Below are 13631 nucleotides of genomic sequence, written 5' to 3' on the forward strand. Positions count from 1 at the left end.
GACCGCGCCGCGGCCGGCGTGCGCTTGGCGGCCGGGGCGGATCGCGTGGTCTTGCGCGGCGCGGCGGTGCGCTTGGCGGCGCGCGGCGCGGAGGTATCGTCCTTGTTCTCGCCGGGCGATACGGAAGCTTGCGGGTTCTTGTCTGTCATCGTTGCAATCCTTGCTGCGCGTGAGGTCCGAGCCACGGCGGCCGGCCAGTCGCCGGCGACCCGTCAGGAAAAAACATCTACCCTAACTGGCGTGCCGAGGCCGGGCGTTGACGTGGATCAATGCTTGTAACATTGCGGCAGCAATCCGCGCCCCTACACTGCCCGCTGTCCTCTTTCGAGTGCCCCCTTGCCGCCATGTGGTCCCTGCTCAAACGGCTGCTCACCGGCCCGCCCGCGCCGCCCGATCCCTACGCCGAAACCATCCGCTTCGATGACAGCGGCTTCACCCGCGCCATGGGCGACGAAGCGACGGGCGGCCGGCGCCAGTTCTGGCCTTGGGAGGCCATCGACGAATTCGGCTTCCAGTTCACCGAGGCGCTGTTTCCCGACCCGTGGGTGGGCGACTACATGGAAGGCCTGTGGTACGTCCGGGTCCACGACGAAGGCTCGCTGATGGCGGTGGCGTTCGGCCAGGAACATCTCGACCTGGCCGCCCTGCCCCCGGCCTTGCTGCGGCACATGCCGGGACTGGACGTGCAGGCCCTGCGCGAGGGATTGGCCGTGGCCAAGCGCGGTATCCATCATTTCGAGGGCGAGGGCACCTGGGTGGCCTGGCGGCGCGATCCGCATTGCACCTGAAAAGCCCTCACGGTAACATCTGCGGCTAAATATTTCGTGGCTGCCGCCCGCCGTGGAAACGCGTAGAGAACCCACCCTGAACCCGGAAGGCGCCGGCACGCCGATGCCGTTCGCGACATCGGCAACGCCCGAATCCCCGCGACCCAGCCGCGCCCTGCGGACGGGGACCTGGATCCTGTACATCGGTTTGTGGCTGCTGGCGCTGATGTTCAAGTCCGACGGCGCGGCCGGCGTCGCCGATCCGGCCGAATCGATGAGCTACCGCGTCGGCGGCGCGGTCGGCACCGCCATCGCGCTGCTGCTGCCCGCCGCCCTGGTGATCCTGGTCCTGTCGCTGTTCAAACGCTTTCGCACGCCGCTGCATCGCATGCGCGCCACGTTCGCCACGGGCCTGGTGCTGGCCGCCGCGGCCGCCGTCCTGGCCGGCCTGTCGGCCTATCGCGAAACGCAGAAGGCCACCGCGCTGGCCGAGATCCGCCGCACCGGCGAATGGATGCGCGCCGCGCTCAACGCGCCCGACCATCCGCCCGGCGATGTGCCGGACATCGACGCCACGCCCAAGGCGCGCGGCGTGTACGGCGAGATCGAGCGCGGCGTCAAGATCATCCTGGGACAGCGGGTGGCGCAGTACCGCGCCTACATGAAGGAGCTGGATGAGGTGCGGCTGTCCGACCTCTTCATCCCCAACCGGCTGGCGCGCGATCGCGGCATGGTGGAAAGCCGGCTGATCCTGGAGCAATCGCAGCGCGTGGTGCAGAAGTACAGCCAGCAGAACCAGCGGCTGCTGGCCGACGTGCCCGTCACCATCCGCTCGCTCGACCTGAGCGATCAGCAGAAGGACCGCATGGTCGAGGGCGCGATCAAGTCGCGGCCGCAGCAGAAGGCGACCCTGGCCCGCAACTGGGACCTGGAGCGCCAGACCCTGGACGAGTTCGAGAAGATGATCACCCTGCTCGACGACAACCGCCGCTCGTGGCGCGTGGAGCACAACGAGATCGTGTTCGACCGCGACAGCCTGCTGAACCGCTTCCGCGCGCACCAGCTGGCGGTGCGCAAGCTGACCGAGGAACGCGCGCGGCTGGAGTCGCAGCAGTTCGACAGCCTGACCTCGGTGCTGCGCTGAAGTGCTGCGCCTCTGTGCTGCTGCACTGAGGCGCAGCGCCGAGACGCCCTGCCGAGATACCGCGCCGAGACGCCGCGCCCGTCAGGTCCCCGCCGCGTCCAGCCCCTGCTTGAGATCCGCCAGGATGTCGGCGGCGGTTTCCAGCCCGACCGACAAGCGCAACAGGCCTTCCGACAAGCCATACTTTTCGCGGTCTTCGGCCGTGTAGCTGGCGTGCGTCATGGTGGCCGGATGCTGGATCAGCGTTTCCGGATCGCCCAGGCTGACGGCGATGCGCGCCAGCTTCAGGCTGTTCAGCAAGCGCCGGCCCGCCGCCACCCCGCCCTTCAGTTCGAACGCCACCAGGCCGCCGCCGGCCGCCTGCTGGCGCTGCGCGATCTCGGCGCCGGCCGTGCCCGCCAGGCCCGGATAGAACACGTCGGCCACCGCCGCGTGCTCGCGCAGGAACTTCGCCACCTTCAGCGCCGACTCGCTGTGGCGCTCGACCCGCAGTTCCAGCGTCTTCAGGCCGCGCAGCACCAGGAAGGCGGTGAACGGCGACAGCGTCGCGCCGGTGAAATAGCGCAGGCCCTGCAGGCGGATCGCGTCAATGTGCTGCTTGCGGCCGACCACCGCGCCGGCCAGCAGATCGCCGTGGCCGCCCAGGTACTTGGTGGCCGAATGCAGCACGATGTCGGCGCCATGCTGCAGCGGCCGCTGCAGCACCGGCGTGGCGAAGGTGTTGTCGACGATCGTCAGCAGGCCCTTGCCGCGCGCGATGGCCGAGATCGCGGCGATATCGACCAGCCGCAGGTTGGGATTGGCCGGCGTCTCGAAATAGACGGCGCGGGTCTTGGGGCCGATGGCGGCGGCCACCGTTTCCGGGCGCGTGAAGTCGGCGAACACGGCGTTGATGCCCAGGCGCGGCAGCCCCTGCGCGAACAGCGTGAAGGCGGTGCCGTAGACGATCTGGTCGACCACGATCTCGTCGCCGCTCTGCAGCAGCGACAGCAGCGTGGCCGAGATCGCCGCCATGCCGGAGGCCGTGACCACGCCGGCCTCGGCCCCTTCGAGCGAGGCCAGCCGCTCTTCCAGCAGCGCCTGCGTCGGGTTGCGGGTGCGGCCGTAGACGTAGCCCGACTGTTCGCCCAGGCGGATGCGGTCGAAGGCCTCGATGCTGTCCTGGGTGTAGGTGGACGTCAGGTAGAGCGGCGGCGACAGCGCGCCCTGCTCGTCCAGCGGGTCGTAGCCCAGGTGGATGGCGCGCGTGGCGAAGCCGTGGTGTTGCGTGTCGGACATGGGGGACCTCCAGGAGTCAGCGCTTGTGGTCGGCGCGGCGCGAGAGCCATTCGCCGGTGAATTGCACGATCGAGACCAGCGCGATCAGGATCACGATCACTTCGAACATCACGCGGGTTTCATAGCGTTCATAGCCGTAGCGGATGGCCAGGTCGCCCAGGCCGCCCGCGCCCACCGCGCCGGCCATGGCCGAGGCGTTGATCATGGCGATGACGCTGACGGTCATGCCGCCGATGATGCCCGGCAGCGCCTCGGGCAGCAGCACGTGGCGCACGATGTGCCAGCGGCGGCAGCCCATGGCGCGGGCGGCCTCCACCAGGCCGTGGTCGACATCGTTCAGGCTGACCTGGGCGATGCGCGCGAAGAACGGCACCAGGTTGGCGGACAGCGGCACGATCGCGGCCCAGGTGCCGAGCGTGGTGCCGACCAGCATGCGCGTGAACGGCAGCATGGCCACCAGCAGGATGATGAAGGGGATGGCGCGGAAGGTGTTCACCGTGATCGACAGCGCCTTGTTCAGGCGCGGCCGCGGATACAGGTTGCCCGGCGCGGTGACGGTCAGCACCACCGCCAGCGTCAGGCCGGCGGCGATCGCGATGACCGCGGACACGCCCACCATGGTCAGCGTCTGCAGGAATGCCTGCAGGTATTTATCAAGCATCGACAGCGACATAGCCCAGCACCTTGATCTGATCGGCCACCAGCGCGGCGCGCGCGGCCTCTTCCTGTAGAACCGCCACGGGCACCGACACCAGCAGGCTGCCCTGGGCGTGGCCGCGCAGGCGGTCCAGCCCGCCATGCAACAGCGTCGCGCCCGGCCCCAGCGCGGCCAGCGCCTGCAGCGACACCCCTTGCGGCCGGCCCTGGCCGGTGAAGCGCAGCCGCAGCACCGCCACGCCGGGCCGGCCTTGCAGGTCCGGCACCAGCCGCGCCGCCAGATCGGCCGGCAGGTCGTGCTGCAACGGACGCAACAGGGCTTGCGTGGCATCGGCCCGCGGATTGCCGAACACGCGCCAGACCTCGCCGTGCTCGACGTTGCGGCCGCCGTCCAGCACCAGCACCCGGTGGCAGACTTCGCGGATCACCGCCATGTCGTGCGTGATCAGCACCACGGTCAGGCCCAGCTTGCGGTTGATGTCGCGCAGCAGCGCCAGGATCGACTGCGTGGTTTCCGGGTCGAGCGCGGAGGTGGCTTCGTCGCACAGCAGGATCTCGGGGTCGTGCACCAGCGCGCGGGCGATGCCCACGCGCTGCTTCTGGCCGCCGGACAGCTTGGACGGATAGGCGTCGGCCTTGTCGCGCAGCCCGACCAGGTCCAGCAGCGCGTCGACCTTGGCGCGCGCCTCGGCCGGCTTGACGCCCGCCACGCGCAGCGGCAGGGCCACGTTCTGCGCCACGGTCTTGGCCGACAGCAGGTTGAAGTGCTGGAAGATCATGCCGATGCGGCGCCGCAGGCCGACCAGCGCATCCTCGTCCAGGCTGCCGACGTCCACGCCGTCGACCCGCACGTGGCCGGCGCTGGGCCGCTCCAGCATGTTGATCGAGCGCAGCAGGGTCGACTTGCCGGCGCCGCTGCGGCCGATGATGCCGAACACCTCGCCGCGGGCGATGGAAAAGGAGATATCGGACAGCGCCGCCACCGGGCCCTGCGGCCCCTGGTAGTGCTTGCGCAGCCCGTCGAAAACAATGTGCGCGTCGCGCGCCGCGCCGGCCTCGGCCTGCTCGGCCGCGTCCGGCAAGGAAAACTCGTGTTGCATCATGCCCTGTCTCCGAGCCGCCTGGTCAGGCGGCGGCCTCGCCTGGCCCGGCATCCGATCACCGGCCTGTGCGAGGCGCCTTGTGGTGTGAACCGGCGCCTGGGTTGATCGCGGCGCCGGCTGGCGCCGCCACACCCGACGCGCAAGTTCAGAAGACCGGAATGACCGAGCCTTCGTACTTGCTCAGGATGAACTGGCGCACTTCCTCGGAGTGGTAGGCCTTGACCAGCTCGGGCACCCAGGGCGCGTTCTTGTCTTTCTCGCGCACGGCGATGATGTTGACGTAGGGGTTGTTCTCTTTCTTCTCGATCGCGATGCCGTCGCGCGTGGCGATCAGCCCGGCCTGGTAGGCGAAGCTGTTGACGATGGCGGCGGTGTCGACGTCGGGCAGCGAGCGCGCCAGCACCACCGAGGCGCTTTCGACGAAGTTGAGCTTGCGCGGATTGGACGTGACGTCGGCCAGCGTGGCCGTGCCCGTGGCCGGATCGAAGCCGTCCTTGAGCGTGATCAGGCCCTGGTCGCGCAGGATCACCAGCGCGCGGGTCTGGTTGCTGGGGTCGTTGGGGATGCCGACCTTGGCGCCCTCGGGCAGGGCCTGCAGCGACTTGTACTTCTTCGAATAGAAGGCGATGGGCGAGATCAGCGTGTTGGCCACCGGCACCAGCTTGTAGCCGCGCTGCTTGATCTGGTCATTCAGGAACGGGATGTGCTGGAACGCGTTGGCCTCCAGGTCGCCGTTGTTGAGCGCCTCGTTGGGGCTGGCGGTGCCGGTGATGACCACCGGCTCGACGGCCAGGCCGTTCTTCTTGGCGACCTGCGCCACCACTTCCCAGATCTGTTCGTCGACGCCGCCGCGCACGCCGACCTTGAGCGGCTTGGGATCGGCCGAGAACGCCGGCCCGTGGAACATCGCGGCGGCCGCCAGCACGGCGCCCAGCAGGGCCTTGGCCAACGTGCCCAGGCGGGCGGATTCAGTACGGGGAGTCATATGGAAATCGCCTCTCAGTCGATACGGTTATGAGCAGACGATTCTAGGGATGGCCCCCGCGGGCGCGAACGAATAGTTCGTTGAGTCGTTATTACAGGGGTGTTTGGATATGGCGCCGGCGCATAAGCGGCGGCGCCCGGCGCCAATGGCGCGCGCCGCGCCTCAGAACGGCTTGACCACCACCAGCGTCACGATGACCGCCGCCGCGACCACCGTGAGCGGCGCGTACAGGTCGACCAGCGGCGCGCGCTTGGCGCTGCCCTGGGACTGGCGGCGCAAGGCGGCGCTCTGCACGCCGAGCAGGCCCGACAGGACCAGCGCCAGCGCGATCTTGATCCAGATCCAGGTCATCGCGAACCAGCCGAAGGTCACCGCCAGGTGCAGGCCGACCAGCCAGGCCAGCACCATTGCCGGCGTGGTCACGAACAGCGTCCAGCGGCGCAGCGCGCCCAGCATCTTGCGCTCCTTGGGCGCCTCGTCGCTGTCGGGCGGCTGCGACGACAGCAGGAACAGCGACACGAACAGGGAGCCGCCCAGCCATGCGACCACGGCGGCGACATGCAGCATTTTGAGTAGTTGGTAGGTCATGCGCGCGATTATCGCCGGTGTGGCGCGCGCCGGGGTGGGATCGGGTCCGACGTGTTTGCGCTAGGGCAAAGGCCGATGGCGGCGTTCACGGCGCCAGCGCCTTGAGCACCCGCAACGCCAGCCGCACCCGCGCCTCATTCGGATAGTTGCGGTTGGCCAGGATCACGATGCCGAGCTTGCGCGACGGCACGAACGCCACATAGGCGCCGAAGCCGTTGGTGGCGCCGGTCTTGTTGATCCACACCGCCTGCTGCGGCGCCAGCGGCGGTTGCAGGGCCTTGACCGGCAGGGTCTCGAACGCGACCTGGGCGGAATTGCCGTGCACCAGATCGTCCACCGACACCGGGTAACGGTACTGCTCCCAGATCAGGTCCTGCGTCATCGCGCCCAGCTGGTAATAACCGGTCTGGGTCGCGGCGATGGCGCGCTGCAGCGTGGCTTCGACCGGCGCGGTGCCCAGGTTGATCTCGACGAATCGCAACATGTCGCGGGCGCTGGACTTCACGCCATAGGCCTCGTCGGCCAGCACGCCCGGGTTCACGCGCACCGGCGCGTCCTGCTTGTCGTAGCCCTGGGCGTAGTCGGGCATCTTGCGCGGCGGCACTTCCAGGTAGGTGTCGCGCAGGCCCAGCTTGGGGAACAGCTGCTGCTCCATCGCCGCCACATAGGGCTCGCCCAGCGCGCGCGCCGCCACCACGCCCAGCATGCCGATGCTGGGGTTGGCGTAGGTGCGGCGCGTGCCGGGCGCGTACTGCGGGGTCCAGGCCTTCAGGTAGTCCATCAGCTGCGCCATGGTCTGCACCGCGTCCGGCACCTGCAGGGGAAAGCCGCCGGCGGTGTGGGTGGCCAGGTTCACCAGCGTCAGCTTGGCGAATTCGCTGCCTTGCAGCTCGGGCACCCACTTGGCCGGACTGTCGGTGAGCGACAGGCGGCCCGTGGCCTGGGCATAGGCGGCCAGCGTGACGGTGAAGGTCTTGCTGATCGACCCCAGTTCGAACAGGGTGTCGCTGGAGACCGCGCGGCGCGGCGCGCGCGAGGCGTCGCCGTAGCTGAAGAAGCGCTGCTCGCCGTCGCGGCTGACGCCGATGGCCATGCCGGCGATGCCGTATTCACGCATGACCTCGGCCACGGCGGCGTCGACGGCGGCGGTGGCGCGATCGGCCTTGGCGGCGGGCGCTTGCGCAACGGCCGGGCTGGCCGAGGCGGCGGCGGCCAGGGCCAGCGTCAACGTCATGGACAGCAGGGGAATACGGAACATTGCCGGAGCGCGCATGCGGGATCGTCCTTTCGTTTTCTGACCGGCGCGTGCCGGCGGGTCGGCGCCCAGTGTAGAGCCTATCTGCCTCCTTCTTGGTATTAACCCTGAGTCCCGCTCGCGGCGGATTTTGGCTATTCTCACTGCGTCGATTCAAAACCCCGCAGAAGAGTCCCGTCCCCCGTGGCGGGCGCCGACGGAGCAACCGCCCCGGAAACTCTCAGGCAACAGGACTGCGCGGTCTAGACAATCTGGAGAGAGGCGCCTGGCGCCCACCGAAGGGGAACCCGCGCCGCAGCGCCCGGGTGAAGCTCTCAGGTACAGAGACAGATGGGGTGCCACGGCCGTTGGGTCGTGGCCACGCCTTCTGGAGCCATCATGCCCCGCATCGCCATCATCGGCGCCGGTATCACCGGCGTCACGTCCGCCTACGCCTTGAGCAAACTGGGCTACGACGTCACCGTCTACGACCGCCAGCGCTATCCCGCCATGGAGACGTCCTACGCCAACGGCGGCCAGCTGTCCGCCAGCAACGCCGAAGTCTGGAACAGCGCCGCCACTGTCATCAAGGGCCTGCGCTGGCTCGGCCGCCACAACGCGCCGCTGCTGCTCAACCCGCGCCCGAGCTGGCACAAGTATTCGTGGCTGGCCCAGTTCATGGGGCAGATCCGCAACTACCGCCAGAACACCATTTCCACCACCCGCATGGCGATCGAGGCGCGCGAGCACCTGTACGCCATGGCGGTCGAGGAAGGCATCGACTTCGACCTGCAGCGCCGCGGCATCCTGCACATCTACCATGACGCGGCCAGCTTCGAGACCGCGCGCCGCGCCAACGCGCTGCTGCGCGAAGGCGGGCTGGAGCGGCACGCCGTCACGCCCGAGGAAATCCGCGGCATCGAGCCGACGCTGCAAACGCCCTGCCACGGCGGCTTCTACACGCCGTCCGACGCCACCGGCGACATCCACAAGTTCACCAGCGGCCTGGCGCAGGCGTGCCTGCGGCGCGGCGTGCGCTTCGAACAGGACGCCGACATCCGCGCCATCAGCCGCGACGGCCTGCCCTACGTGCTGGACGTGGCGCGCGAGGACGGCGCGCGGCGCGAACAGCACGAGGCCAGCGCCATCGTGGTCTGCGCCGGCGCCGCCAGCCGCCAGTTCGCGCGGCAGCTGGGCGACCGCCTGAACATCTACCCGGTCAAGGGCTATTCGATCAGCGTGCATCTGGACGACGCCGCGAGCCAGGCCGCCGCGCCCACCGTGAGCCTGCTGGACGAGGCCGCCAAGATCGTCACCAGCCGCCTGGGCGACCGCTTCCGCGTGGCCGGCACCGCCGAGTTCAACGGCTTCAACCTGGACATCCGCGCCGAACGCATCCAGCCCCTGGTGGACTGGACCCGCCGCCATTTCCCCGGCGTGCGCACCGCGCGCGTGGTGCCGTGGTGCGGCCTGCGGCCGATGATGCCCGACATGATGCCGCGCGTCGGCCCGGGCAAGCGGCCGGGCGTGTTCTACAACACCGGGCACGGACACCTGGGCTGGACGCTGTCGGCGGCGACGGCGCAGATGCTGGCGGCGAGCGTCAGGGAGGCGGTGGCGCTGCCTTGATGTCAGACTGAAGGCTAGCTGCAGGCGCTTGGAACGGTCATGAGGCCGTTGTAAGCTCGCGGCTGCCAATGACAAGGCGATGGGCAGCCCCAAACTCGCCCGTCGCATCTTGTCCGCTTGCGATTCACGGACAACTGCCCCCAAGACCTCAACGCAGCGTCACGATAATGCCTGACGATATCCACCTCGAACCCCTGCAAGAGCAAGCCCAAGCGCTCCTTCAAATCCTCTTGCAAGGACAACAGGAAATCGAGGCAGGCCGAACGTCTCCTGCAAAAGCAGTCTTTGCCCGACTGGATGACATGGACGAAAACGACGAGGATTGAACGCTCGTGAACGTCGTCACCGCACCAGGTCCAACGTCCCGGCTTCCTGGCGCAGCCAATCCCGCAACGCCAGCACCCGCGCATCCTCCGCGCTGCCTTGCGGATAGACCAGGTAATAAGCGAAGTCCGGCGCCATGCCGACGTCGATATCGAACAGCCTGACCAGCCGTCCGCGAGCCAGATCGGCCTCGACCATGGCCGGTTCCAGCAGGCCGACGGCGCTGCCGTCCAGCGCCGCCTGCGCCACATGACTGGAATCCGGAAAGGCCAGGCTGCGGCTGGCGTCGACGTCCGCCACGCCGGCCGCCGCCAGCCACATCCGCCAGTCCGGCCAGACCATGCCCTCGGCCACGCAATCGACGTGACACAAGGGATAGTGCGCCAGGTCGCGCGGCGAGGCGATGGCGGGTCCGCTGGCGAGCAAGGCGGGACTGGCGATTGGCGCCAGCGTCGTGGCGAACAAGCGGTCGGCCCGCGTACCCGGGTAGCGGCCCGCGCCGAAGCGGATCGCGGCGTCGATGTCGTCCACCTCGAAATCGCGCACCTGGTCGCTGATGTCGAACGTCAGTTCCAGGCCCGGATGGGCCGCTCGAAAGCGCGCCAGGCGCGGCAATAGCCAATGAGTGGCGAAGCGCGCCTCCAGCGACAGGCGCAGGTGGCCGGCGCCGCGCGCCATGCGCTGGGCGCGGCCGACGGCGCGCCGCAATCCATCGAGCGCGTCGGCGGCGGCTTCCAGCAGGACCGCGCCGGCCGGCGTCAGCTGGATGCTGCGGCTGCTGCGGGTGAACAGCACCAGGCCCAGCTGGTCCTCGATTTCCTTGATCTGATAGCTGACCGCCGCGGGCGTCAGGCCCACCTCGTCCGCGGCGCGGGTGAAGTTGAGCAGCCGCCCCGCGGCCTCGAAAGTCCGCAGGGCGCGCGTGCCGGGCAGCATGCGGGAAGGGTTCATGGCTAGCGCGCCAGCAGCTGCGGCACCGACGACGCCAGCAGCGTCAGGCCCGAGCATGTCAGCAGCCCCAGCACCACGCGCCGGAACGTCACGTCGGAAATGCCGATATACAGGCGCGTGCCGAGCAGCGTGGGGATCAGCATGGCCGGCGCCACCACCGCGAACATGGGCGCCATGTCGCGCGTGACGATGCCGGTGGCCAGGTAGATCGCCATGGTCACCGACAGCATCGACAGATTGAAGTTCTGGATCACGGCGCGCTGCGTGTCCTTGTTGAAGCCGCGCAGCGTGCACCACAGCGTCGGCACGCTGCCGGCGAAGCCGCCGATGCCGCCCAGCACGCCGCCCACCAGGCCGACCGCGCCGTCGCCCCAGCGGTTGCCGCCGATGCGCGGCAGGCGCTGCGCCACCAGCATCACCGGGCACCACAGCGCCAGCAACGCGCCCAGCACCGCCTTGAACCAGTCCATGTCCAGGTGCGGCAGGACCAGCACGCCCAGCGGGATGCCGGCCAGCCCGCCCAGCAGGAACGGCCACAGCAGCGGCCAGTTGAAGCCGCGGCGCACCGAGAACACCGCCAGCAGCTGCCCGGTCAGCGCGCCGAACACCGCCAGCGCCGCCGCCAGCCGCGGGTCCAGCACCCAGGCCCAGAACGACATGGCCACCATGCCGAAGGCAAAGCCCGACAGCCCCTGCACGAAGCCCGCCGCGGCCGCGCCGATCGCCACTATCCACACCGCATCCATGCCCTGCGTCTCCTTGTTGTCGTGACCGCCGACGCGTGTCGGCCGGTCCGTGTCTTGTGACGGCAGATTCTAGGCGCGCCTCGGCGTGGCGCGTATTTGAAGTGCTGATGAGGCGATAGGTTTTCGGTAATGGCGGCGGGCGCCGCGCCGTCTCAGAGGAAGATCGCGCCGCGCAGGTACAACGCCGCCTGCCCGCTGATGATGACGCGGCCGTTGTCGCGCACCTCGCAGCGCAGCTGCCCCTTGCGCGCCCCGCCCTGCTCGGCGCTCAGGACCGTCTTGCCCAGCCGCTGCGCCCAGTACGGCGCCAGCGAGGTGTGCGCGGAGCCGGTCACCGGGTCTTCGTTCACGCCGACCCGCGGACCGAACCAGCGCGACACGAAATCGTGGCGCGCGGACGGCGCGGTCACCGCCACGCCGCGCACGTCGAAGGCCGCCAGCGCGGCGAAGTCCGGCTTGAGGCCGTCGATCAGCGCTTCGTCGTCGATCACGACGAGGTAGTCGTCGGTGCGGTACAGCGCCCGCGCCTCGGCCAGCCCCAGGGCCTGCAACAGGCCGGGCGGCACGGCCTCGGCCACCGGCTGCTTGGCCGGGAAGTCCATCGCCAGGCCGTCGCCAGCGCGGCGCACCTGCAGCTCGCCGCTGCGGGTGGCGAAGCGCAGCACCTCGTCCTTGGCGCCGAGTTGCTCGAACAGCACCCAGGCCGTCGCCAGCGTGGCGTGGCCGCACAGGTCGACCTCGACCGCGGGCGTGAACCAGCGCAGATCGTACAGGTCGCCGCGCCGCACGACGTAGGCGGTCTCGGACAGGTTGTTTTCCTCGGCGATGCGTTGCAGCGTGGCGTCGGGCAGCCAGGCGTCCAGCGGCACCACCGCGGCGGGATTGCCGCCGAACGGCGCGGCGGAGAAGGCGTCTACCTGGTAGAGATCGAGTTGCGGCATGGAGGATCCTCGAATGCGGTGAAGTCGGCGGCGCGCGCAGGCACGCCATGCGGCATTTTGCTACGAAAACCGCCCGCGCCTGGCGACCGGGCGCCCGGCTGCGCGCGGGCCCGTCCCGCGCCGCCCTGGCTAGCGGCGCGCGGCCTCGCGCAGCAGCGCCTCCAGCCGGTCCAGGTCGGCGTCCTGCCGCGCGCTGTAGCCGATGACGACGCCGTCCGGCCAGGACACCCGCCGGCAGAAGTCGGCGACCGGCTGGATGCCCACGCCGCGTTCGCGGGCGCGGACCAACAGGGCCGCGACGTCGAAACCGGACGGCGGCCACCACACCAGGTGAAAGCCGGTCTGCTCGCCGCTGACGCGCAGCGGCGCCGCGCCTACCGTCTCGCGCAGCATGGCCATGACGCGGTCGCGGCGGCCGGCGTAGACCGAGCGCGCCTTGCGCACGTGGCGCGCGAAACCGCCGTCCTCCAGGAACGCCGCCAGCGTCATCTGCTCGATCACGCTGCACGAACGCCCGGTGACGTAGAGCGCGCGGGCGAAGGCCGGCGCCAGCGACCGCGGCACCACCGCGTAGCCGATGCGCAAGGCATTGAAGAGGGTCTTGTTGAAGCTGCCGAAGTGGAGCACGCGGTCGGCGCCGTCCAGGCTTTTCAGCGCCGCCAGCGGCGCGCCGTCGTAGCTGAACTCGCTGTCGTAGTCGTCGTCGAGGATCCAGCAGCCGGTCTGCGCGGCCCAGTCCAGCAGTTCCAGGCGGCGCGACACGGGCATGGTGACGCCGGTGGGCGATTGATGCGCCGGCGTCACGTGCGCCAGCCGGGCGCCGCGCTGGCGCCGGGCGCGCGCGACCGAGAAGCCGTGCTCGTCGATGGCGATGGGCACGATGCGCCGCGTGTACTGGCTGAACAGCGGCTCGGCGTTGAGGTAGCCGGGGTCCTCGACCAGCACCTTGTCCTGCGGCGTCAGCAGCAGGCGGGCGCTCAGGTCCAGGCCGTCGCGGATGCCGGTCAGCACCACCACCTGGCCGGCGTCGCAGGCGATGCCGCGCGCGGCGCCCAGGTAGCGGGCGATCTGCTCGCGCAGCGGATACCAGCCCAGCGGATCCTCGTGCGCCAGTTGCGCCGGCGTGACGCGCTGGGCGCTGGCCATCAGGCCCTTGCGCCAGGTTTCCATGGGGAACAGCGAGGCGTCGGCGCTGCGCGCCATGAAGGCCGCTTCACGGCGCGGCGCCGGCGGCGGACCGGCGGCCTCGACCGGCGCGGCCACGGCCTGCCCGCCCGCCTCGGC

At 69.8% G+C, this 13631-nt stretch carries 13 protein-coding genes and 2 riboswitches; of the genes, 3 read left to right on the forward strand and 10 right to left on the reverse strand.

Features of this window, described 5'->3' with window-relative positions:
• The first annotated feature begins 344 nt into the window (after nucleotides 1-344).
• Together H0523_RS29785 and H0523_RS29790 are read left to right on the forward strand one after the other, a co-directional pair.
• Nucleotides 345-788, forward strand: a complete 444-nt coding sequence (locus H0523_RS29785) for a hypothetical protein (RefSeq protein ID WP_054435259.1) — start codon at nucleotides 345-347, stop codon at nucleotides 786-788.
• A gap of 52 nt (nucleotides 789-840) precedes the next feature.
• A complete protein-coding gene (locus H0523_RS29790; RefSeq protein WP_054435262.1) occupies nucleotides 841-1911 on the forward strand; it encodes a hypothetical protein in 1071 nt (356 codons plus the stop codon).
• A gap of 81 nt (nucleotides 1912-1992) precedes the next feature.
• On the opposite strand, the gene H0523_RS29795 is transcribed toward H0523_RS29790, so the two are convergent.
• The 6 genes from H0523_RS29795 to blaELC all read right to left on the reverse strand — a co-directional run bounded on the left by H0523_RS29795 (nucleotide 1993) and on the right by blaELC (nucleotide 7780).
• Nucleotides 1993-3189 (reverse strand): trans-sulfuration enzyme family protein, encoded by a 1197-nt coding sequence (locus H0523_RS29795; RefSeq protein WP_054435266.1) that lies wholly within the window; start codon nucleotides 3187-3189, stop codon nucleotides 1993-1995.
• 16 nt (nucleotides 3190-3205) lie between these two features.
• The gene (locus tag H0523_RS29800; protein ID WP_054435269.1) at nucleotides 3206-3862 is read right to left on the reverse strand and encodes a methionine ABC transporter permease; all 657 of its coding nucleotides are present in this window, start codon (nucleotides 3860-3862) and stop codon (nucleotides 3206-3208) included.
• A complete protein-coding gene (locus tag H0523_RS29805) occupies nucleotides 3843-4949 on the reverse strand; it encodes a methionine ABC transporter ATP-binding protein (RefSeq protein ID WP_054435272.1) in 1107 nt (368 codons plus the stop codon). Before H0523_RS29805 ends, H0523_RS29800 begins: the two co-directional genes overlap by 20 nt.
• 145 nt (nucleotides 4950-5094) lie before the next feature.
• Entirely contained in the window at nucleotides 5095-5934 is an 840-nt protein-coding gene (locus tag H0523_RS29810) for a MetQ/NlpA family ABC transporter substrate-binding protein (RefSeq protein ID WP_054435274.1), read from the reverse strand.
• Nucleotides 5935-6096: 162 nt separating this feature from the next.
• On the reverse strand, nucleotides 6097-6522 hold the full coding sequence (locus H0523_RS29815) for a CopD family protein (RefSeq protein ID WP_054435277.1): 426 nt from the start codon (nucleotides 6520-6522) through the stop codon (nucleotides 6097-6099).
• Nucleotides 6523-6607: 85 nt separating this feature from the next.
• Nucleotides 6608-7780, reverse strand: coding sequence for an ELC family class C beta-lactamase (gene blaELC / locus H0523_RS29820; protein WP_082404822.1), 1173 nt, complete (start codon nucleotides 7778-7780; stop codon nucleotides 6608-6610).
• A gap of 151 nt (nucleotides 7781-7931) precedes the next feature.
• A riboswitch (glycine riboswitch) is annotated at nucleotides 7932-8023 on the forward strand.
• Between the two features lies 1 nt (nucleotide 8024).
• Nucleotides 8025-8111, forward strand: a riboswitch (glycine riboswitch).
• Nucleotides 8112-8155: 44 nt separating this feature from the next.
• On the opposite strand from blaELC, the gene H0523_RS29825 reads away from it, so the two are divergent.
• Nucleotides 8156-9385: a D-amino acid dehydrogenase gene (locus H0523_RS29825; RefSeq protein ID WP_054435281.1), complete on the forward strand. Its 1230-nt coding sequence runs from the start codon at nucleotides 8156-8158 to the stop codon at nucleotides 9383-9385.
• A 342-nt stretch (nucleotides 9386-9727) separates the two neighbouring features.
• On the opposite strand, the gene H0523_RS29830 is transcribed toward H0523_RS29825, so the two are convergent.
• The 4 genes from H0523_RS29830 to pdxR all read right to left on the reverse strand — a co-directional run.
• Entirely contained in the window at nucleotides 9728-10660 is a 933-nt protein-coding gene (locus H0523_RS29830; protein WP_054435283.1) for a LysR substrate-binding domain-containing protein, read from the reverse strand.
• 2 nt (nucleotides 10661-10662) lie between these two features.
• Nucleotides 10663-11406 carry a sulfite exporter TauE/SafE family protein gene (locus tag H0523_RS29835; RefSeq protein WP_054435285.1) on the reverse strand — a complete coding sequence of 248 codons (744 nt, stop codon included), beginning with the start codon at nucleotides 11404-11406 and terminating at the stop codon, nucleotides 10663-10665.
• 152 nt (nucleotides 11407-11558) lie between these two features.
• Complete coding sequence (locus tag H0523_RS29840; RefSeq protein WP_054435287.1) at nucleotides 11559-12347, reverse strand: PhzF family phenazine biosynthesis protein; 789 nt, start codon at nucleotides 12345-12347, stop codon at nucleotides 11559-11561.
• 129 nt (nucleotides 12348-12476) lie between these two features.
• Nucleotides 12477-13631, reverse strand: a 1155-nt coding sequence (pdxR, locus tag H0523_RS29845; protein WP_180180248.1) for a MocR-like pyridoxine biosynthesis transcription factor PdxR, incomplete at its 5' end; no start/stop codon positions are given.

It is taken from the genome of Achromobacter insuavis, assembly GCF_902859645.1.
In the GTDB taxonomy this organism is placed as follows: domain Bacteria; phylum Pseudomonadota; class Gammaproteobacteria; order Burkholderiales; family Burkholderiaceae_B; genus Achromobacter; species Achromobacter insuavis.

Coding starts and splice junctions, on each gene's coding strand:
- H0523_RS29785 (WP_054435259.1), top strand. CDS start 345: ATGTGGTCCCTGCTCAAACGGCTGCTCACCGGCCCGCCCGCGCCGCCC.
- H0523_RS29795 (WP_054435266.1), bottom strand. CDS start 3,189: ATGTCCGACACGCAACACCACGGCTTCGCCACGCGCGCCATCCACCTG.
- H0523_RS29800 (WP_054435269.1), bottom strand. CDS start 3,862: ATGTCGCTGTCGATGCTTGATAAATACCTGCAGGCATTCCTGCAGACG.
- H0523_RS29805 (WP_054435272.1), bottom strand. CDS start 4,949: ATGATGCAACACGAGTTTTCCTTGCCGGACGCGGCCGAGCAGGCCGAG.
- H0523_RS29810 (WP_054435274.1), bottom strand. CDS start 5,934: ATGACTCCCCGTACTGAATCCGCCCGCCTGGGCACGTTGGCCAAGGCC.
- H0523_RS29815 (WP_054435277.1), bottom strand. CDS start 6,522: ATGACCTACCAACTACTCAAAATGCTGCATGTCGCCGCCGTGGTCGCA.
- blaELC (WP_082404822.1), bottom strand. CDS start 7,780: ATGTTCCGTATTCCCCTGCTGTCCATGACGTTGACGCTGGCCCTGGCC.
- H0523_RS29825 (WP_054435281.1), top strand. CDS start 8,156: ATGCCCCGCATCGCCATCATCGGCGCCGGTATCACCGGCGTCACGTCC.
- H0523_RS29830 (WP_054435283.1), bottom strand. CDS start 10,660: ATGAACCCTTCCCGCATGCTGCCCGGCACGCGCGCCCTGCGGACTTTC.
- H0523_RS29835 (WP_054435285.1), bottom strand. CDS start 11,406: ATGGATGCGGTGTGGATAGTGGCGATCGGCGCGGCCGCGGCGGGCTTC.
- H0523_RS29840 (WP_054435287.1), bottom strand. CDS start 12,347: ATGCCGCAACTCGATCTCTACCAGGTAGACGCCTTCTCCGCCGCGCCG.